Raw genomic sequence first — 20,038 nt, forward strand, 5'->3', positions numbered from 1 at the left:
CCCGGCCGGGCCGCGGCGGCAGTCAGGCGCAGTCGGCCCCGCGGCGGCGGTCAGGCGCGGCCGTTGACCTCCAGCGCGGCGCGTACCGCCGACTCCAGCGAGCCCTCGATCCACGCGTGCTTGAGCGAGGTGTGCTCGCCCGCGAAGTGCACCGGTCCTTCCACCGTGGTGGTGGCCGGGTGCAGCGTGGTCCACTGCCCCGGCGTGAACACCGCGGCCTCGCCGCACGCGTACCGGTTGCGCAGCCAGCTCTGGGTGGCCCCGTGGCCGGTGAAGAAGACCTCGATGCGGCGGCCGTACACCTCCTGCAGGCCGCGCAGCGCGTAGGCGTAGCGCTCGTCGTCGTCGAGCGAGTCCCAGCGCAGCGCGTCGTCCGCCCAGGTGTAGCTGGCCAGCACCACGCCGCCCGCGCTGCCGCCCGCGGTCGGGTGCGACGGGTGGTACATGAAGCGGTTGGCGTTGTCGCTGACCGAGCCGCCGCCGATCGCCTGGACGGCAGGCGGCTGGTCGACGGCCGCGTCGGGTGCGGAGGCGTACCGGTCGGCCAGGCCCGGGCTCATGCTCTTGCGGTCCACGGAGCTGTGCGCGCCGAGGAGTTCGGCGCCCTTGCCGGCCCGGTTGGTGCGGTAGAGCTCGTACAGGCCCGGGCGGATCGACTCGAGTTCCTTCTTCCACTGGTCCTCGTCGAACTCCCACCAGCGGCGCGAGAATTCGAGGAGGACCTTGGTGGCGGCGTCGTAGTGCAGCTCGGCGATCGCCCGGCGCTTCGGATAGGAGAAGGCCGGTTCGACCTGGACGTGGCGCAGGGCGGAGAAGGGGATGGTCACGATGGCGACGTCGGCCTCGTAGACCTGGCCGCCCGGGAGTTCGGTGCCGGAGTCCTGGTCGTCGCCGCCGGCTTCGCGCACGGTGTGCACCCACACACCCTTGCCGCCCGCCGGAAGGTGGGTGGTCCGGGACCCGGGTACGGCCGTGTCGCGGTATTCGAGCCGCGTGACGCGGCGGTTCATGACGATGTCGTCCTCGAGCTCGGGCAGGAGCGCGTACGGGAGTTCGGCGGTGCCGCCGGCGATCTCCCAGTACGTGGCCGACGGGTTGATGTCGGTGTGCCCGAGGAAGCTGTGCAGGAACGACAGCGGGAGCCGCGAGGTGAGGTTCTCCAGGGTGCCGAGCGCCTCGATCGTCGCCGTGTCGAAGCCCGCGACCTCGGCCATGAAGCGGCGCAGCGAGAACTCGTCGTAGTCGTTGATGAGCCGGGCCCAGCCCTCGATGCGCTGCGGCAGGGGCAGCGGTTCGCGGGTGCCGTCCGGGTTCGTCTTGGCGATCTTCGCGTAGCAGGGCGTAAGGGCGTTCGCCCAGCGGGACGCCATGGTGCCGCCGCCCGCGGGCAGCCCGAAGCCGGCGTGCATGGCGTCGGGTGCGGCGGCGTACTCGGCCTTGCGCATGCGGACGCCGTTGGCCCGGATCCAGGTGTTGTTGCGCTTGTCGGGGGCCCGGAAGTCGGTCTGCGCCGGGCCGTACCGCCAGGTCTCGCCGGTGAAGGCCTTGTACTCGACGGCGGGCGGGGTGCCGCCCGGGTTGCCGGTGCCCGGCGCCACGTCGACGAGGTGGAACGGGCGGCGCTTCAGGCCGAGTTTGTCGATGAGTGCGAGGGTCATCGGGTGGAAGCTGGGCAGTCGCATCGCGCCGGCTTCGGCGGTCGCCTTGGGGTCGGCCCAGCGGCGTGCGGAGTCCTGGCCGCCGGGGCCGGACCGGAAGGTCTTGATGCGGCCCCCGATGCGGTTCGCGTTGGCCTCCACGATGGTGACCTTGTGGCCGGCGCGCTTGAGGAGCAGTCCGGCGACGAGTCCGGCGATGCCGGCGCCGACGATCAGCACGTGCTTGGGGGCCGTGGTCTTGGGCAGCCCGTCGTCGATCAGGATCCTGAGGTACTTGAGCTTGAGGTCCTCGTCCGCGGGTCCGACCAGCAGGAGTTGGCGGGCCACCGCGACGCAGGTCTTCCAGCGCTCCGGGTCGGGTTCGCGGACCGGGGTCGTGGCAGCCGCGGTGCCGGGCGCGAACAGCGCGCCGACGGCGGGTAATGCGGCCGCGGCGCCGGCGGAGGTGAGGAACGCCCGGCGCGAGGCGACCGCAAAGGGGCTCTCGCCGTGCGGGAGTTCACGGGACTGCCCGGTTTCGTGCGTGGTTCGGTACGTGGTTTCGGGCATGGATCCGTGTTCGGTGTCGTAAGCCATGCGCACACGATGATGGGCCGACCGGGTGTCATCCGAATGGCCGGGCCGTACCAACGGCCAAGTTCATCCGAAGGCTCGAACTGCACCAACGGAACGTTACTTTGGCTCAGATCGGCCGTTCGTAGAACGGCTGCACGGACGCCAACATCCAGTCCGCCACCGGGTCTTGCGCCAGGTCGATGAGCACGAGGCTGACCGGCCACGGCGAACCCGCCCGGCCCACCGCGCGTTCGAGGGCGCCGATGGCGTCGCGGCGGTCCTCCTCCTGCCAGCGGTCGAGTTCGAGCCCGATGAACAGGCATGGGGCGTCCGACTCGACGACGCCGAGTCCGCGACGCGCGGTCAGCACCACGGGAGTCCGTGCGAACTCCTCGGCAGCCGCGGCGAGCAGCACGTACGGCTCCTCGGCCGGGGTCGGCTCGGCGAGCGTGACGCGGGCGCCCATCGAGCCGGCGCCCGGCACGCGGGCCACCTCCAGGACGCCCTGCGGCGGGATCGGGATGCCCACTTCGCCGCCCGGGTTGACCGCGATGCCGATGTGCGGCGGCAGGCCGCGGGCGAACTCCCGGACCGGGGCGACGGTGAACGCCATCGGGCCGGCGATGCGGCGGAACTGCTCCTCGGAACTGAACACCGGGACGTACGGCAGGCCGCCTATCTCCGTGGTGGGCAGCGTCAGTTCGTCGTCCTGCGGACCGCCGCCCTCGGGCAGCGGCACCCAGATCTCGGCGTCCGCGAGGGCGTCGATGAGCTCGCCGGTGCGCGCGGGGTCCTGCATCGCGGCCACGAGGCAGCGTTCGACGTGGTTCGCCGGGAACGGCACGGCCGCCTCCTGTCTCGTTGCGCGGTCGCCTTGCATGATCCAGGTTCCAGCCTAGGCGGTGCCGCGCCCGGACATGCGGGCGGCGGGGACCCCGGTCCGGGATCCCCGCCGCGTGCCGCTTGCGCGGGTCAGACCAGCAGCTCGGCGACGAGCGTGATGCTCGGCACGCTCGCGAGCGCCTTGCTCACCGGGCAGTTCTCCTTGGCGGTCTGCGCGGCCGCGGCGAAGTCCTCCGCGGAGATGCCCGGCACGCGCGCCTTGACGGTCAGCACGATGCCGGTGATGCCCTCGCCCGGCTGGAAGGTGACGTCCGCCTGGGTCTCCACCGACTCCGGCGGCGTGCCCGCGCCGGCCAGGCCGTGCGACAGGGCCATCGAGAAGCAGGACGAGTGCGCGGCCGCGATCAGCTCCTCCGGGCTGGTCTTGCCGTTCGCCGCCTCGGCGCGCGACGGCCACGACACGTCGTACGTGCCCACGCCGGACGAGTCCAGCGACACGGTCCCGGCGCCGCCGATGAGCGCGCCCTTCCAGTAGGTCGTGGCAGTGCGCGTGGTCGCCATGGGCGAACCTCCCGGTACGTACGGTTGTTGGTCGCCGCCCACGCTAGCAACGAGGCGGTATCGGCGGGCATGGGAGATTCCTCCGACACGCCCGACACAATGCGCGCCGGGACCGGTAGCATGCGCCCACAACTTCACACCGGCCCTCGACCCCATGCGGGAGAGTCCCGGACGGCCCGCCCCCGCGGCGCGCCCGGCGGGACGCCGAAGGAGCAATTCCTCCCCGGAAACTCTCAGGCCCACGTACCGCATGGGTGAGGCGACTCTGGAAAGCAGTCCCGTGCCGTTCCGGCGGGGCTCACCCACGGTGCAAGCCGCCGCACCCGCATATGCCGGTGCCGGCGCGTGAAGCTCTCAGGTCCATGACAGAGGGGGAGGCGACCCACCCGCCGGTGCGGGCTGCACGCATGCGTGCCCGCACACCGCCCAGGGAGCCCCCCAGTTGGACCGCCTGTTCCATCCCGCGACCCCGTCGCGTCCTGCCGTGCGCCCGGCGCCGCGCCCGTACCCGGGCGCGGTATGCCCGCGCGTGCGGACGCTGCCGGACGAACCGGTACGAAATCATGGGGACCGGGACCATCACACCCGCGAGGAGTCCAGCCGATGACGTCCACTGAAGAACGCCGTACTCCGCTCGACGCGGTCCACGATGCGCTCGGCGCGACGATGACCGACTTCGCGGGGTGGCGCATGCCGCTGCGCTACGGCAGCGAGACCGCCGAGCACCGCGCGGTGCGCGAGGCGGCCGGGCTGTTCGACCTGACCCACATGGGCGAGATCACCGTGACCGGCCCGGAGGCCGCACGGGCGCTGGACCACGCACTGGTCGGCTTCGTCTCCAAGATCGGCGTGGACCGGGCCCGGTACTCGATGATCTGCGATGCGGACGGCGGCATCCTGGACGACCTGATCGTCTACCGGCTCGGCGAGGACGACTTCCTGGTCGTCGCGAACGCCTCGAACGCCGCCGTGGTGGCCGGCGAACTCCTGGCCCGTGCGGCCGGGTTCGACGCGGTCGTGACGGACCGCTCGGAGGAGTACGCGCTGCTCGCGGTGCAGGGCCCGCACGCGGTGGCGATCCTGGCCCCGCTCGCGGACCTGGACCTGGACAAGGTGAAGTACTACGCGGCGGACCGCGCCACGGTGGCCGGCGTCGACGTGCTGCTGGCCCGTACCGGCTACACCGGCGAGGACGGCTTCGAGCTGTTCTGCGCCCCCGCGGACGCGGTGCGCCTGTGGACCTCGCTCGCCGAGGCCGGCGCCGGGCACGGGCTGATCCCGGCCGGGCTGTCCTGCCGCGACACGCTGCGCCTGGAGGCCGGCATGCCGCTGTACGGGCACGAGCTGACCACCTCGGTCACCCCGTACGAGGCGAACCTGGGCCGCGTGGTCCGGCTGGACAAGCCGGAGGACTTCGTGGGCCGCGACGCGCTGGCCGCGCGCGAGAAGGAGGGCCCGCGCGCGACGCTGGTCGGCCTGCGCTCGCCGGGCCGCCGCGTACCGCGGGCCGGGTACGCGGTGCTCGACCCGGAGACCAAGGCGCCGATCGGCGAGATCACCTCGGGCGCCCCCTCCCCCACGCTGGGCGCACCCATCGCGATGGCATACGTACCGCTGGACCGGGCCGAGCCGGGCACGGTGCTCGCGGTCGACATCCGGGGCGCGGCCGAGCCGGTCGAGGTCGTCGCGCTGCCGTTCTACAAGCGCGCATGACCCCCGACGTACTTCGTACGTCGCAAACTGCTACAAACCCCAGCAAAATCCCCTGAGGATCAGGGACCCCGCACCGAATAGGAGAATGGACCTGTGAGCGCACCCCAGAACCTGCTCTACAGCAAGGACCACGAGTGGCTGACGACGGACGGGAACCCGGCCGTCATCGGCATCTCGCAGCATGCTGCCGACGCCCTCGGCGACGTGGTCTTCGTCCAGCTTCCCGAGGTCGGCGCGCGGGTCACCGCCGGTGAGCCGTGCGGCGAGCTGGAGTCGACGAAGTCCGTGAGCGACATCTTCGCCCCCGCCGACGGCGAGGTCGTCGAGGTCAACACCGCGGTGGTCGACGACCCGAGCCTGGTCAACTCCGACCCGTTCGGCGAGGGCTGGCTGATCAAGGTGCAACTCGACACCCCGGCCGCCGACGTGGACGGCCTGATGTCCGAAGCCGAGTACAACGCCTTCACCGGCGCCTGAGCCCCGATCGAGGAGCTGACCGAACGTGACGATCCTGGACCGTCCGCTGGCCGAGGTGGACCCTGAGGTCGCCGCGGCCGTCGCCGACGAGCTGCACCGCCAGCAGTCGACCCTGGAGATGATCGCCTCCGAGAACTTCGCGCCCGTCGCGGTCCTCGAGGCCCAGGGCTCGGTGCTGACCAACAAGTACGCCGAGGGCTACCCGGGCCGCCGCTACTACGGCGGCTGCGAGTACGTCGACGTGGTCGAGAACCTCGCCATCGAGCGCCTCAAGGCGCTCTTCGGCGCGGAGGCCGCGAACGTGCAGCCGCACTCCGGCGCGCAGGCCAACGCCGCCGTCTACTTCGGTCTGCTCCAGACCGGCGACACCGTCCTCGGCCTCGACCTGGCCAACGGCGGGCACCTGACGCACGGCATGAAGCTCAACTTCTCCGGCAAGCAGTACAACGTCGTCTCCTACAAGGTCGACGCCGCCGGACTGGTCGACATGACCGAGGTCGAGCGCCTGGCCAAGGAGCACCGGCCGAAGATGATCGTCGCGGGCTGGTCGGCGTACCCGCGCCAGCTGGACTTCGCCGCGTTCCGCCGGATCGCGGACGAGGTCGGCGCGTACCTCTGGGTCGACATGGCGCACTTCGCCGGCCTGGTGGCCGCGGGGCTGCACCCCAACCCGGTGCCGCACGCGCACATCGTGACCACCACCACCCACAAGACCCTGGGCGGGCCGCGCGGCGGCGCGATCATGGCCACCGAGGACCTGATCAAGAAGATCAACTCGGCGGTCTTCCCGGGTCTGCAGGGCGGCCCCCTCGAGCACGTCATCGCCGCGAAGGCGGTGGCCTTCAAGGTCGCCGCGGGCGACGAGTTCAAGGACCGCCAGACCCGCACCCTCGCCGGTGCGAAGCTCCTCGCCGCGCGCCTCCTCCAGCAGGACGCCGCGGACGCGGGCATCAAGGTCCTCTCCGGCGGCACCGACGTCCACCTGGTCCTCGTCGACCTGGTCGACAACCACCTCAACGGCCGCGAGGCCGAGGACCGCCTCCACGAGGTCGGCATCACCGTCAACCGCAACGCGGTCCCCAACGACCCGCTGCCCCCGATGAAGACCTCGGGCCTGCGCATCGGCACCCCCGCGCTGGCCACCCGCGGCTTCACCGACGCCGACTTCACCGAGGTCGCGGACGTCATCGTCGAGGCCCTCAAGCCCGACTACGACGAGGCCAAGCGCGACGCGCTCCGCGCCCGCACCGCCACGCTGGCCGCGAAGCACCCGCTGTACCCGAACCTCTGACCGGTTCACCCCGATGGGCCCTGCCGCACCGCGGCAGGGCCCATCGGCCGTTTCCGGCCCAGGCGGCAGCGCGTGCGCTCCGGACTGCCCCGATCGTATGAAGATCGCAGCGTGTCACGGCCGAGCGCGTCCGCCCGCCGCCGGTCTGGGATTTGCTGAGGTCCGGAGCCTCCCGTCCCCCGGCGGCAGCCGGACGGTACGGGTCCGCACTGCACCCTAGGAGCCCCGGTGTCCGCTGACCTGCCCCCGGCCGTGAAGGCCCGCGGCCGCGCATTCTCGCTCTGGTTCCGCAGGGGCGCGGCGGTGGCCGCGGCGCTGGCGGTGGGCACCGCCGCCCTCCCCGCGGAAGCCGCTGTGCCCGCCGCCGCACCCGGCGGCGCACTCACCTTCGCGGGCGCCGCCGACTGGGACGGCGACGGCCGCACCGACCTGATCGCCCGCCGCGACGCGACCGGCGACCTGCTGCTGTTCCCCGGCGACGGCAAGAGCACCCCGGGCGCGGCATCCGGAACCGTGATCGGCACCGGCTGGAACGGCTACACGTTCGCCGGCGTCGCCGACTGGGCCGCCGCCGGGCACCCCGGCATCATCGCCCGCAACGACGGCACCGGCGATCTGTGGCTCTACCCCGGCGAGGGCACCCGCGCGCCCAGTTCCCTGCCGCCGGTGCTGATCGGCTCGGGCTGGAACGGCTACACCTTCGCCGGCGTCGCCGACGGCACCGGCGACCGCCTCCCCGACATCACCGCGCGCGAGGACAGCGGCGCCCGCACCCTGTGGCTGTATCCGGGCGAGGGCAAGCCCGCCCCCAGCAGCAAACCGCGCCTCAGCCTGGGCACCGGCTACGGCGACACCACGCTCGCCGGGGTCGCCGACTGGGGCCGGTTCGGCCACGCCAGCCCCATCGTCCGCGACGACCTCTCCGGCGACCTGCGCTACGACCCGGGCCGAGGCGGGCCCTCCGTGATCGGCACCGGCTGGGGCGGCTACACCTTCGCCGACACCGCCGACTGGGACGGCGACGGCAACGCCGACCTGATCGCCCGCGCCGACGACACCACCGAGCTGTGGGTATACCCGGGCGAAGGCAAGCCCGCCCCCAGCACCAAACCGCGCATCAGCCTGGGCACCGGCTGGTGAGTACGACGTAGCGCGCCTCCTCGGGTGGCGTAACCATGGCGCTACTCACTCGTTTGGCTCAGCATGAAGACGATTAGTACAGAACCCAGAGTTGTTCCGTACAATTTGGATATGACTCACGAGCCGCTGCCCACGCCCCACGAGGTTCCCGTCAGTGAAGCGCGCCCGAGGCTCGCCGAGCTGGTCGACGAAGCAGCCGGCGGCTCCGTCGTCTACCTGACCAAGCACGGCCGCCGGGTCGCCGCCATCGTGCCGGCCGACCTGCCGGAGAAGGCCGGAGACGTGCAGGTGCGCGCGCTCGCACGCCAATTCGCGGAGCGCCACCCGGCGCTGCTGGAACGGCTGCGTGACGCATGAGCGAGTCGCTCTACCTGCTGACCGCGGCCGATGTCATCGCGGTTGCCGAGGAGATCACCGGGAATCCGGGGGTGCGCGACATCGGGCTCATCGAGTCCGCTGTGGCGCGTCCGGGCGCGTCGGCTTTCGGGCAGGACGCCTACCCCGACCTGTGGACGAAGGCTGCGGCGCTGCTGCATTCGCTGGTCGGGAACCACGCGTTCATCGACGGCAACAAGCGCACGGGGCTGGTGTGCGCGGTCGTCTTCCTCGCCCGCAACGGTGTCGATGTCGAGCGGTTGGACGAGAACGCAGCGTTCGATCTGGTGGTGAGCGTGGCGAAGGGGCTCCTCGACGAGGTCGACGCCATCGCCGCAGCGCTGCGTGAAGCCCTGGGACACGACTGAGCACTGGTACACAAACACCTCCGCCCCGGTCCGCAGTAATTGCGGGCCGGGGCGGAGGCGCGTTCAGGGGTGGGTCAGCGGGCCACGAACTTGGCCTTGCCCGGGCCGCTCTCCACGAAGCTCTTCATGCCGATCGCCCGGTCCTCGGTGGCGAAGAGGCCGGTGAACTGCATGCGTTCGATCTCCAGGCCGGAGTCGAGGTCGGTCTCCAGGCCGCGGTCGATCGCCTCCTTGGCGGCGCGCAGGGCGTACGCCGGGCCGTTGGCGAACTGCGCGGCCCAGGCCAGGGCCGCCTCGTAGACCTCGCCCGGGGCGACGACGCGGTCGACCAGGCCGATGGCCGCGGCTTCCTGGGCGTCGACGAAGCGGCCGGAGTAGATGAGGTCCTTGGCCTTGGCCGGACCGATGAGGCGCGGCAGGCGCTGCGAGCCGCCCGCGCCCGGGATGACGCCGAGGAGGATCTCCGGCTGGCCGAGCTTGGCGTTCTCGCCGCACACCCGGAAGTCCGCGCAGAGCGCCAGCTCGCAGCCGCCGCCGAGGGCGTAGCCGGTGATGGCGGCGATGACCGGCTTGGGGATGCGGGCCACGGCGGTGAACGCCGACTGGAGGGCGGCGCCGCGGTCGACCATGTCGGTGTACGTCATGGCCTCCATCTCCTTGATGTCGGCGCCGGCCGCGAAGACCTTCTCGCCGCCGTAGATGACCACCGCGCGGACGTCGGCGCGCTCGGTGGCCTCCGCGGCGGCGGCCCGCAGCTCCTCCTGGAGCTGGACGCTCAGCGCGTTCATCGGCGGCCGCGCCAGCCGGATGGTGCCGATCCCGTCGGCCACCTCAAGGTTCACGAACTCGCCCACGTCTGGCTCCTTCTTCGTCGCACGGCTCGACACGGCTGCTGGGATGTTGCCTGCCAGGAGCCGACAATACGGCCACCGACGCGGAAGGGCGGGGCCGGGCCGCCCCGGCGGCCGCCGACCCCGCCCTTCCGGCGGATCGTCCGTGGTGCCCGGTCAGCCCTTGGCGGCGCTGCCCGCGACCCAGGCCTCCCAGGTGAGGTTCCAGTCGCCGTAGCCGTTGTCCGCCGAGACGGTGCGCTCCTTGGCGTTCTTGACCTCGACGACGTCGCCCGGCATGGCGGCGTTGTCGTAGAACCACTTGGCGTTGTCGGGCGTCATGCTGACGCAGCCGTGGCTGGTGTTCTGGCTGCCGAAGACGGACGGCGCGGCCCAGTAGTTGCCGTGCACGAAGGTGCCCGAGGTGGTGATGCGGACCGCCCACGGCACGTCGTCGATGTCGTACTCGGCGCCGTAGCCGACGGTCTGCGAGTTCATCCGGGTCTTGGTGTACTTCTCCTGGACGACCATCTTGCCGCCCCAGGTGGCGTACTTGGGCAGCTCGCCGGTGGTGACCGGGATGGTCTTGACCAGCGCGTCGTTCTTGTAGACCTTCATGGTCTTGGTGTCGACGTCGACGACGCTGACCGTCTTCGACGAGCTGATCTTGAACTCGAAGCTCTTGAACTGCTCGAACTTCGCGCCGTTCCCTGCGTCTATTCCGCGCAGGTTCAGGTCGACCTTCACCGTGGTGCCGGTCGCCCAGTAGTCCTTGGGCCGGTAGTCGACGCGCTGGTTGCCGAACCAGTGCCAGGAGCCCTCGACCGCGGGGCTGGCGGTGACGGTGAGCGCCTTCTCGACCTCGGCGCGGTTCTTGACCGGGGCGGTGAAGGTGACCGAGACCGGCTGGCCGACGCCGACCGTCGAGCCGTTCTCGGGCGTGAAGTTGGCGGTGACCTTCTTGTCGTTGGTCACCGTGGTGAAGGAGGCCTTGGCGGTGGTCTCCTTGCCTTCCTTGTTGGTGGCGATCGCGGTGACGGTGTACTTGGAGCCGAAGGTGAAGGGCACCTTGGGCTTCCAGGTCTTGCCGTCGGCGTCGAGCGCGCCGTCGACGTTCTCGTTGCGCGCGTTGGTGACCTTGACGGTGCCGAGCTTGTCCTCGGCGCCGACCGCGATGGTCACGTTGCCGGTGACGTCGACGCCGACCGCGTTGTCGACGGGCGTGATGGTGACCTGGGCCGGGTCGGCCGCGGCCGGCGCGCTGCTGCCGCCGGTGCCGCCCCCGGTGCCGCCGCCCGCGGAACTGCCGCTGCTGGAGCCGCCGGACGAGCCGCCGCTGCCGGACTTCTTGCCGCCGCCGGAGCAGGCGCTGACCAGGAGAAGCGCTCCGAGTATCAGCGCCGCGATCCGGCGCCAGTGGGGGGCTGGGCGCGACTGTGGTACTCGGGACATGTTTCGCGGTTCCCTTCGAACAAGTGCTGCCGGGCGGGGAGTGCCAGGCAGGTGCAGAGGCGGGGGAGCACCGTCCTGCGGCCGTACGTTTCTTAGACGCGGCGAACACACCTTCGGTTGCTGTCCACGGGAGGACGTGATCGACCCGCAACACTGGGCGGCGTGCGCGGGCTAGCGCCGCCCGTCCGCGGCGACCAGTCGGGCGACCAGCGCGGCATCGGGCGTACCGGTCGCCCCGCGGATCTCCCCGGGCAGGAAAACCGTGTCGTACAGGGAGATTTCGGGCACCAGAGCTCCGTACGGAACGACCGTGACGATGCGGCGCAGCCCGGTGTCCTCGGCCGCATCCAGCAGCCACTCCCAGGTGTCGAGCGGACTGCCCGCACCGTCCGGGCCGGTATCGAGGTGCACGACGGTGTACGCGCCTTCCAGCACCGCACCCAGGCGCAGCGGATCGGACAGGTCGCCGACCGATACGCGGACGCCCGAGGCACGCAGCGCGGCCGCGTCCGCGCGGTCGCGCACCACGGCCCGGAGGTCGGGTACGCCCGGTCCGGCGAGCGCGGCCTGGTCGGCGAGGGCGGCGAGGAGGGCGCGGCCGAGCGGAAGGCCGGCTCCGGTCACGACGACGGGCATGGAGCAACCGTACCCGCCGGGGCATTCGTGAAGATTCCGCACAGATAGGGGCGCACGTCCTGGAGCGCGCGCCGGGTCGCGCACCCCTGCGCCGTGTCGGCCGACTTGAAGCACATTTGCGCGCTCCGCCAACCGTGACGATCGGCCATGACTTGTCTACAAAGTGATGCAACCCCGCAGAATGGGGGATCTCCTCGGGAATCAGGGCATCGCGCACGTCCCGAACACCGCGAATCCGCCGGCGGGCCGGGGCTTCCAGATCACTCGCGAGGGCGAACACCGCCTGTGGAGTTGGATTTTCGGTCACTGCTTGCGACAAGTTGGTCACACGACGTCGCAAGGCCGGTGCGGGAAGGCCACCCGAACCGGAACACGAAGCCAACTCCCGGGCCCTGCTTGAAAAGCGGGCTCGAGTTCGTCCCACGGAGGACCCACATGAAGCGCACTCTCGGCACCCTCGCGGTCGCGCCCCTCGCGGCCGGCCTGCTGATCTTCGGGGCCGGAGCCGCCGCAGCGGACAACGGTTCGGACGCCAACAACGGGTCCACCTCGACCGCGACGACCACCACGTCGACGTCGACCACCTCCAACACCGGCAGCGGCAACGTCAACGGCGGCGTGGACGGCAACTACAACGCCACCCAGCAGAGCGCCAACGGCGCCGGCGCCAGCAACCAGAACAACACGGCCGGCGTGAAGGACAACGGCGGCGTCGTGGTGATCGAGCAGGGCAACAACAGCAACGGCCAGTCGCACCAGGGTTCCTGGGGCGGCTGGTTCCCCTTCTGGTTCTAAGCGGCGAGTCGCCTAAGGATCCGGCTGCGCTTTGATCACGTCGGCCCGGTGGTGTCCTGGACACCACCGGGCCTCCCCTTGTCCGGAACGTTTCCGACGATTTTGACCCTGTTCCCGAACGGGAACACCCTGGCTAATGACCAGGGCCGGGAGGGGTACCGCCATGGCAGCACGCAAGTCGAGGGGTCTGCGGAACGGATCGTCGGACCGGGCGCCGGACCAGGCACCGGGCCGGGCGTCCGACGGACCGGCCCTGCCCGCACCGCCGCTGCCGTCCCACCCGCCGCCGCAGCCGTCGGGCGCACCGCCCGGGAGGGCGCCTGGTTCGTCCCCGGGGTCGCCCCCTGGTGTGCCGTCTCCGCCGGGCTCCGCGGCCGCGGTAAGCGCATCCGCACCGCCCGGGCGTGCGTATGCGAACGGCCGTGCCGAGCAGCCCTGGCCGGGCCGCCGCCTGCCGCTCGGCGCCCGCTACGACGGCGCCGGCACCAATTTCGCGCTGTGGGCCGGCGGTGCGGAGGCCGTCGAGCTGTGCCTGTTCGAGGACGCCCCCGACGGCAGCCTGCGCGAGACCCGCCTCCCGCTGGCCGACCAGACGTTCCACGTGTGGCACGGCTACGTCCCGGGCGTCGGCCCGGGCCAGCGCTACGGGTTCCGCGTGCACGGCCCGTGGGAGCCCTGGCGCGGCGCGCGCTGGAACCCCGCCAAGCTGCTGCTCGACCCGTACGCGCGGGCCGTGGACGGGCTGTTCGTGCTCGACGACGCCGTCTACGGGCACACCCGCGGCGGCCCCGACGACATCGCCGACCCGCGCGACTCGGCGCCCTTCGTCCCGAAGTCCGTGGTGGTGCACGAGGACTCCGACTGGTCGGACGACCGGCGGCCGAAGATCCCGTGGGCCGAGACGGTCATCTACGAAATGCACGTCAAGGGCTTCACGGCCCGGCACCCGGGCATCCCCGAGCACCTGCGCGGGACTTACGCAGGGCTGGCGCACCCGGCCGCGATCGACCACCTGGTACGCCTTGGCGTCACCGCGGTCGAACTGCTGCCCGTCCACCAGTTCGTCTCCGAGGAGCACTTGCTGCGCGCGCACGGCAGCAACTACTGGGGCTACAACTCGATCGGCTACTTCGCTCCGCACGCGGGCTACTCGGCGTCGGGCGGACGCGGCGGCCAGGTCCACGAGTTCCGGCACATGGTCCATGCGCTGCACGAGGCCGGCATCGAAGTGATCCTCGACGTCGTCTACAACCACACCGGCGAGGGCGGCCCGGGCGGGCCGACGCTGTGCTTCCGCGGCATCGACAACGCGGGCTACTACCGGCTGCGCGACGGCGGCCGCAACTACACGGACTACACGGGCTGCGGCAACACCCTCAACGTCGTGCAGCCGCAGGTACTGCAGCTGATCACCGACTCGCTGCGCTACTGGGTCACCGAGATGGGCGTGGACGGCTTCCGCTTCGACCTCGCCGCCGCGCTCGCGCGCTCCATGCACGACGTCGACAAGCTCTCGTCGTTCCTGACCGTCATCGGCCAGGATCCGGTCCTGTCCCGCGTGAAGCTGATCGCCGAGCCGTGGGACATAGGGGAAGGCGGCTACCAGGTCGGGGAGTTCCCGCCGCTGTGGACCGAGTGGAACGACAAGTACCGCGACACCGTGCGCGACTTCTGGCGCGGGGCGCGGCCCGACGTACGGGATCTCGCGTACCGGCTGTCCGGGTCGTCCGACCTCTACCAGGACGACGGGCGGCACCCGTACGCGTCGATCAACTTCGTGACCGCGCACGACGGTTTCACGCTCCGCGACCTGGCCTCGTACGAGCGCAAGCACAACGAGGCGAACGGCGAGGACAACCGCGACGGGACGAACGACAACCGCTCCTGGAACTGCGGCTACGAAGGCGAGACGACCGACCCCGCGGTCAACCTCCTGCGCCGCCGGCAACTGCGCAACATGGTGACCACCCTGCTGCTGTCCACCGGCGTCCCGATGCTGGTGGCCGGCGACGAGATGGGCCGCACGCAACGCGGCAACAACAACGCGTACTGCCAGGACAACGAGATCAGTTGGATGGACTGGTCGGCCCTCGACGACCCGCAGTGGCGGCCGCTCCTCGACCTGACCTCGCGCCTGATCCGCCTGCGGCGCTCCCATCCCGTCCTGTGCCGCCGCGCCTTCTTCTCCGGCCGCCCGTCCTTCCCCGACGGCCTGCGCGACCTGGCGTGGTTCACCCCGACCGGCCGCGAGATGACGGAGAAGGACTGGTTCTCCCCCACCGCGACACTGGGCATGTACCTCTCCGGCCTGGACATCCGCCAACGCGGCCCGCGCGGCGAACGCATCATGGACGACAGCTTCTTGCTGATCCTGCACGCGTCATCCCAACCGATGCGCTTCATGCTGCCGGGCGAACCCTGGGCCCACTCGTACGAAATCGTCCTGGACACCGCCCTGGACACCGACCCCATGGCCCGCTTCAACGAACCGGTCCCCGGCGGAACCGCCCTCACCCTGACCGGCCGCTCCGCGATGCTCCTCCGCGTGGAACACGCCGTATGGGCCCCCACCTGACCCTTTCGGGGCGCATCGCAATCACCCCGAACTCCGAATTGCACATTACCGATTCACTCTCGCGAGCGGTCGAGCGTTCGAGCGCCGTGAAGCCGGACCGCTGCGCGTTTTCCGTTCTGTCCATCACGACGCCCCTTGCAGTGGCCTGCACCGGTACCGAGCGATTCCGGCGGCATGCCACCCAGGGGGCATCTCGTTCTTGTCCTGCCGGAGTCCGGGGACGAGAGCACCGTACGAAATAGACGAGGTGGCGTCGGCGTTGCGACAACGGTGCCCCGCCAGGAGCCGTCTTTCCGACGGGCCGGCGATCACGTGACGATCCCCCGGGCGGGGCCACAGCTTCACGGATCAAGGAGACTTGGTGATGGTCAGTGTGAGTGTGGAGACTGCAGAGCAGACAGAGCAGCGGCTACGTCGTGTGATCGCCCAAGCTGATCTCGTCGTGCACGACGGTATCTGGTGTTTCGAAGAGTCTCCGGCCGACCAGCCGCCGGCACTCACCCGCGAGACGCTTGCGGTCGTCCGGGACAGCGAGAGTTGGAGCCACCTGGTCCCGTTCCGCCAGCAGGACGGCGGAGTCGAACGCTTCGGAATCTTCTCCTTCCATTTCACCGACCAGATGGACAACAGCGGTTTCGTCGGCTGGCTGGCGACCCGCCTCAAGGTCGAACTGGGGACCGGCGTATTGGTTGTGTGCGGCAGCAATCGCACCCGCGGCGGCATCTATGACTACTGGGGTTGCCCCATCGACCTGGTGGACAAGGCCATCGCGGTCGTCGAGGCGCTGCGCGCCGGCTGACGGGCATTGGTGACGGTGCCGACAAGGTCAGCTCGGTAGATAGTGGCGTCGCGACGTCCACTTGGCGGCAGGCGACCGCCGCAGCGCCCGGACCGGACTGCCGCTCGTCACACCGGGGCCCCTCCCTCGGGGCGGCCAAACCCTGCGCACAGCGTGGGTAGCCGACTCCGAGAGTGCGCTGCGATCACCGAAAAACCGCAGTGTACAAGCAAGTTGACTCCTACACTTGACTGGTCCCAACAATGCTCGCGCGGGGGTGTGGCATGTCCGGAGATGCGGAGACGGCCGGGAGGCCCTGGGAACCGACGCCCGAGGAAGCGCTTGAAGCGACCGCGGCGGTGGCGGAGCTGGTGGTTTCCGTCGAATTGATCGCAGGGCTGCTGCACCACCTCGGCGGCAAGGTGGTGCGCTGGGCCAAGGTGCCGCGACCGGCACGCCTGGACGTGCTGAAGCTGCGCGAGGTGATCAGGTTCTTTCGGGAGGACCGGCCGTACGGATCGCGCATCGACCACGGAGTCCTGCTGCTGAGCGCGGACGGGAAGGGCCGGATCGTGTGCCTGCAACTGTTCGTGGACCGTGACAACCAGCCGTGCCTCGATGCCGAGGGCACGCCGCACGGCCGCGTCATGGTCGTCAACAAACTCGACCCCGAGCTGCGGGACCTCGCCGCCGGAAAAGAACTCATCGTCTTCGAATAGTCCGCGCGGACCGCGTAGTTCGCAGGGGGAGCGGAATATGGAACCGATCAGTCTGGCTGTCGCGCTCGGGCTGATGCTCGCCGGGTACATCGTGGTGATCGTCATCACGATCACCTGGGAAGTCATCACCGAGTGGTTCCACGCCAGGGGGCGCATCAAGGCCGAGAACGCCAGTGCGATCGCATTCACGCTCGCCGACCGCATCGCCAACCAGGACTACGTGCGAGTGGGCGGGGTCTTCGACAACAGCTCTGCCCCCACGCGCATGGTGCAAGGGTTTTACGACGAGCGCACCGGCGAAGTCTTGGACGCGCGCCCGATGGAGAGTGCGCGCACACCTGACCAAGTGGTCGTCGAACGGCACGAGGCCGGCAACGGCCTGGTCATCTACGACTGACCGGGGCCGGACCGGTGGACCCGTTCACGCTCGCGTTGGTCTGGTCGTTGGGTGGGGCGGCCGCACTGGTCGTGCTGGGTCTCCTGACGTGGGGGACAGTACGCCGCTGGATCACCCGGCGTTCCGCCGTCGGCGACTATGCCGAGCTGCTGCAACGGCGACTGGAGTCCGGTGAATATGTCGTGGTGGCAGGCGTTTTCGCGGCTGATGGCACGCAGCGCGCGGCGCAGACCTGGCAGGTCGACTCGATCGACGACGCACTGGCCGCGCGGCTCGGCAAGCCCGGAGAGGCGATCCGTGTTCAGACGTGACGACGTTCCTGCGTCCGTCCCTGCGCCCGCGCCCGGGCAACACCCGGAGTTCTCGATATCGGCGCTGCCCAAAGAGATCCCGGACGTCGACGCGGCGCTGTTCCGTGTCCGGCTGTTCCAACTGCTCGGCGCGCTGGTGGACAAGTTCCAGCCCCCGCCGTTCGCGTTCGGCATCGGGTACGGGCGGCCGCCGGTGCCGGCCCCGCTCGCGCCGCCCGCGATTCCCGGGGGCGCTCTCTCGCCGGCGCACACGCGGGAATCCGGCCTGCGACACGGCTCCGACCGGCCCGACTCGTCCGGCTCGGCGGACTCGTCCGACGAGTCTGCCGAGAAGGGTCGGCGCCGCCCCCTGGACGTCACCGCAATCGCGCCGCTGTACCGGTTCGACCAGCTCGTCCTGCCCGGGGACACGTTGGGGCGACTGCTGGACTGCGTGTCGTTCGTCGAGGTCGCGCCGCTGGTGTTCGACGCCTGGAATCTGCGCGCGATCGAACCGAGCCCGTCGGTGGCGGTCAACTTCAAGGGCCCGCCCGGCACGGGGAAGACGATGGCGGCGCACGCGGTCGCGCACCGACTCGACCGGCGTCTGCTGTCCTGCCGCTTGTCCGACTTGGAGAGCAAGTACCACGGCGAGGGCCCGAAGAACGTCGCGGCACTCTTCGAACTCGCCCGCGAGCAGGACGCGGTGCTGTTCATCGACGAGGCGGAGTCGCTGCTCTCCGGCCGGTTCGCGCGGCCTCAGCAGGCCGCCGAGAGCGCGATCAACTCGATGCGCACCGAACTGCTCATGGCGCTTGACTCGTTCACCGGCCTGGTGATCTTCGCGAGCAATCTGCCGCACAGCTACGACGCCGCGATCGAATCCCGCTTGCTGCACGTCGATTTCGCTCTGCCCGACCAGCCGGCGCGGGCCCGGCTGTGGGAGGCGCACCTGCCCGCCGAACTGCCGCTGTGCGACGACGTCTCGCCCGATGCGCTTGCCGAGATCTCCGGTGTGACCGGTCGCGACATCAAGACCGCGGTCATCCTGGCCGCGATCCGCACCGCCCGGAGCGGACTCCCGGCGGTGAGCCATGAGTTCTTGGAGTCGGCGCTGCTTGGACAGCGCGACGGCGGGGGCAGTGGCACGGCCGCGTCGGGGGCTCTCGCGACGTCCGACGGCGAACTGGACGAGGCCGGCAAGGCCGCAATCGGCGAACGGCTGCGCGCGCTGCGGGGCGGTTCAGCGCCGGTCGGGGCCGGCCGGGCGGCCGAAGACGAGGGCTGCCAGGGCGAGGCCGGAGACGGCGCCCAGGCACTGGGCGGCGACGAAGCCCGGCACTGACGCGGGGCCGATGCCGGCGAAGCTGTCGCTGAAGGAGCGTCCGACGGTCGCCGCGGGATTGGCGAACGACGAGGACGACGTGAACCAGATGGCGGCACCGATGTAGGCGGACACGACGACCGGCGCGTACCGCAGCCGGTCCGTGCGGACGAGCCCGAGTACGAGGAGCACCAGTCCTGCGGTGGCGACCACTTCGGCGAGCAGGAGGTGTCCGGCGGACTTGTCCTGGGTGGACCATGCGGCGATCTCGCGACCGAACATCGCGTCGGCGAGCACCGCGCCGGAGATCGCACCGGAGGTCTGCGCGGCGAGGTAGAAGCCGACGTCCCGAGTGGTGACGCCGTGCCCACGCCGATGCCGGACGTTCCACCACTCGGCGAGGGTGACCACGGGGTTGAGGTGTGCGCCGGACACCGGTCCGAGGAGGAAGAGGAGTACGCCGAGCCCCAGTGCCGACGCGAGGGCGTTGGCGAGGAGCTGGACGCCGACGTCGGAGGAGAGCGAGGTGGCCTGGATACCGGAACCGACCACGACGGCGACGAGCGCCGCGGTCCCGACGAACTCCGCGGCGGCGCGCCGCGCGAGGGGGACGCGGGGCTGCGGCACCGTGAGGGTGACGTCGGGGACGAGGGTCGGCGTGTTCGGCATACGGCGATGCTGACATCGGCGCAGATGCAGGAACATTGGTCATACCGACGAATGCGGGGCTCCCGGAGGGCCCTCCGTCTGGAGGTCTGCGCGGTCTCTAGGTCACGAGGTCCAGCTCCACCCAGGCACACTTCCCGCCGACGACGGGTGCGTAGCCGAAGCGGTCGGCGTAAGCGGCGACGAGGACAAGCCCGCGGCCGGACTCGCCGAGGTGGTGGTGGCCGGAAGTCACGGGTTCGGGGAGCCGGGGATCGGCATCGAACACCTCGATACGCAGGGCCTTGTGGTGAACCTGGCTGCGGACGGTAATCCAGGGGTCGAGCGCGCAGTGGCGGAGGACGTTGCCGAGGAGCTCGGTGAGGCAGAGGGCGGAGGCCTCGGCGAGGTGGGCGGCGTCCCAGATGTCGAGGTGCGCGCGGAGAACCCGCCGGAGGACGGGAACCGCCTCGGGAGTGAGCTCCAGGCATTGGAGCAGAGCTGGACATCGCATCGGATACAAGGAGATGCACCTCTCCGTCAATCACGCATTGCTATTGACTGACTACTCGTCGTAGCGCTTTCCTTGTCTCCGACGTTGCTCGGCAACAGCGCA

The 20,038-nt window shown here is 70.7% G+C and carries 21 protein-coding genes and 1 riboswitch; of the genes, 13 read left to right on the forward strand and 8 right to left on the reverse strand.

The features are described from left to right. Nucleotides 1–50: 50 nt before the first annotated feature. The 3 genes from LZ495_RS15660 to LZ495_RS15670 all read right to left on the reverse strand — a co-directional run bounded on the left by LZ495_RS15660 (nt 51) and on the right by LZ495_RS15670 (nt 3,617). A complete protein-coding gene (locus tag LZ495_RS15660; protein ID WP_235052799.1) occupies nt 51–2,234 on the reverse strand; it encodes a flavin monoamine oxidase family protein in 2,184 nt (727 codons plus the stop codon). A gap of 106 nt (nt 2,235–2,340) precedes the next feature. Further along, nucleotides 2,341–3,057 (reverse strand): enhanced serine sensitivity protein SseB C-terminal domain-containing protein, encoded by a 717-nt coding sequence (locus tag LZ495_RS15665; protein ID WP_235052800.1) that lies wholly within the window; start codon nt 3,055–3,057, stop codon nt 2,341–2,343. Nucleotides 3,058–3,185: 128 nt separating this feature from the next. Then, entirely contained in the window at nt 3,186–3,617 is a 432-nt protein-coding gene (locus LZ495_RS15670; RefSeq protein ID WP_235052801.1) for an OsmC family protein, read from the reverse strand. 147 nt (nt 3,618–3,764) lie between these two features. After that, nucleotides 3,765–3,876: riboswitch (glycine riboswitch) on the forward strand. A gap of 344 nt (nt 3,877–4,220) precedes the next feature. Here LZ495_RS15670 and gcvT point away from each other — a divergent pair. From gcvT to LZ495_RS15700, 6 genes are all read left to right on the forward strand, one after another. Next, nucleotides 4,221–5,330 carry a glycine cleavage system aminomethyltransferase GcvT gene (gene gcvT, locus LZ495_RS15675; RefSeq protein ID WP_235052802.1) on the forward strand — a complete coding sequence of 370 codons (1,110 nt, stop codon included), beginning with the start codon at nt 4,221–4,223 and terminating at the stop codon, nt 5,328–5,330. 93 nt (nt 5,331–5,423) lie between these two features. Beyond that, nucleotides 5,424–5,807 carry a glycine cleavage system protein GcvH gene (gene gcvH, locus LZ495_RS15680; RefSeq protein ID WP_235052803.1) on the forward strand — a complete coding sequence of 128 codons (384 nt, stop codon included), beginning with the start codon at nt 5,424–5,426 and terminating at the stop codon, nt 5,805–5,807. Between the two features lie 25 nt (nt 5,808–5,832). Further along, nucleotides 5,833–7,098: a serine hydroxymethyltransferase gene (glyA, locus tag LZ495_RS15685; protein WP_235052804.1), complete on the forward strand. Its 1,266-nt coding sequence runs from the start codon at nt 5,833–5,835 to the stop codon at nt 7,096–7,098. 228 nt (nt 7,099–7,326) lie between these two features. Then, entirely contained in the window at nt 7,327–8,238 is a 912-nt protein-coding gene (locus LZ495_RS15690; RefSeq protein ID WP_235052805.1) for a VCBS repeat-containing protein, read from the forward strand. Nucleotides 8,239–8,349: 111 nt separating this feature from the next. Then, on the forward strand, nt 8,350–8,595 hold the full coding sequence (locus LZ495_RS15695; RefSeq protein ID WP_235052806.1) for a type II toxin-antitoxin system prevent-host-death family antitoxin: 246 nt from the start codon (nt 8,350–8,352) through the stop codon (nt 8,593–8,595). After that, nucleotides 8,592–8,981, forward strand: coding sequence for a type II toxin-antitoxin system death-on-curing family toxin (locus LZ495_RS15700; protein ID WP_235052807.1), 390 nt, complete (start codon nt 8,592–8,594; stop codon nt 8,979–8,981). Before LZ495_RS15695 ends, LZ495_RS15700 begins: the two co-directional genes overlap by 4 nt. Nucleotides 8,982–9,055: 74 nt before the next feature. Here LZ495_RS15700 and LZ495_RS15705 read toward each other — a convergent pair whose 3' ends face one another. The 3 genes from LZ495_RS15705 to LZ495_RS15715 all read right to left on the reverse strand — a co-directional run bounded on the left by LZ495_RS15705 (nt 9,056) and on the right by LZ495_RS15715 (nt 11,899). Next, complete coding sequence (locus tag LZ495_RS15705; RefSeq protein ID WP_308268169.1) at nt 9,056–9,835, reverse strand: enoyl-CoA hydratase/isomerase family protein; 780 nt, start codon at nt 9,833–9,835, stop codon at nt 9,056–9,058. Nucleotides 9,836–9,988: 153 nt separating this feature from the next. After that, nucleotides 9,989–11,263, reverse strand: coding sequence for a L,D-transpeptidase (locus LZ495_RS15710; protein ID WP_235052808.1), 1,275 nt, complete (start codon nt 11,261–11,263; stop codon nt 9,989–9,991). Nucleotides 11,264–11,434: 171 nt separating this feature from the next. Beyond that, complete coding sequence (locus LZ495_RS15715) at nt 11,435–11,899, reverse strand: NAD(P)H-binding protein (protein WP_235052809.1); 465 nt, start codon at nt 11,897–11,899, stop codon at nt 11,435–11,437. Between the two features lie 435 nt (nt 11,900–12,334). Here LZ495_RS15715 and LZ495_RS15720 point away from each other — a divergent pair, with 435 nt between their 5' ends. From LZ495_RS15720 to LZ495_RS15750, 7 genes are all read left to right on the forward strand, one after another. After that, nucleotides 12,335–12,694, forward strand: coding sequence for a hypothetical protein (locus LZ495_RS15720; protein WP_235052810.1), 360 nt, complete (start codon nt 12,335–12,337; stop codon nt 12,692–12,694). Between the two features lie 349 nt (nt 12,695–13,043). After that, nucleotides 13,044–15,269, forward strand: a complete 2,226-nt coding sequence (glgX, locus tag LZ495_RS15725; protein WP_443732545.1) for a glycogen debranching protein GlgX — start codon at nt 13,044–13,046, stop codon at nt 15,267–15,269. Nucleotides 15,270–15,633: 364 nt separating this feature from the next. Next, nucleotides 15,634–16,068 (forward strand): DUF6196 family protein, encoded by a 435-nt coding sequence (locus LZ495_RS15730; protein WP_235052811.1) that lies wholly within the window; start codon nt 15,634–15,636, stop codon nt 16,066–16,068. 263 nt (nt 16,069–16,331) lie between these two features. Further along, a complete protein-coding gene (locus tag LZ495_RS15735) occupies nt 16,332–16,766 on the forward strand; it encodes a hypothetical protein (protein WP_235052812.1) in 435 nt (144 codons plus the stop codon). Nucleotides 16,767–16,803: 37 nt separating this feature from the next. Next, entirely contained in the window at nt 16,804–17,163 is a 360-nt protein-coding gene (locus tag LZ495_RS15740; protein ID WP_235052813.1) for a hypothetical protein, read from the forward strand. Between the two features lie 14 nt (nt 17,164–17,177). After that, nucleotides 17,178–17,474, forward strand: coding sequence for a hypothetical protein (locus LZ495_RS15745; RefSeq protein ID WP_235052814.1), 297 nt, complete (start codon nt 17,178–17,180; stop codon nt 17,472–17,474). Beyond that, nucleotides 17,461–18,798: an ATP-binding protein gene (locus tag LZ495_RS15750; protein ID WP_235052815.1), complete on the forward strand. Its 1,338-nt coding sequence runs from the start codon at nt 17,461–17,463 to the stop codon at nt 18,796–18,798. The genes LZ495_RS15745 and LZ495_RS15750 overlap by 14 nt, the downstream gene beginning before the upstream one ends. On the opposite strand, the gene LZ495_RS15755 is transcribed toward LZ495_RS15750, so the two are convergent. Both LZ495_RS15755 and LZ495_RS15760 read right to left on the reverse strand, forming a co-directional pair. Continuing rightward, nucleotides 18,697–19,446, reverse strand: a complete 750-nt coding sequence (locus LZ495_RS15755; RefSeq protein ID WP_308268173.1) for an aquaporin — start codon at nt 19,444–19,446, stop codon at nt 18,697–18,699. The two genes, LZ495_RS15750 and LZ495_RS15755, sit on opposite strands and share 102 nt — an antisense overlap. Before the next feature lie 97 nt (nt 19,447–19,543). Further along, entirely contained in the window at nt 19,544–19,936 is a 393-nt protein-coding gene (locus tag LZ495_RS15760; protein WP_235052816.1) for an ATP-binding protein, read from the reverse strand. Nucleotides 19,937–20,038 lie beyond the last annotated feature (102 nt).

Origin of the sequence: Yinghuangia soli, from assembly GCF_021502675.1 — a bacterium.
Taxonomy (GTDB): Bacteria; Actinomycetota; Actinomycetes; order Streptomycetales; family Streptomycetaceae; genus Yinghuangia; species Yinghuangia soli.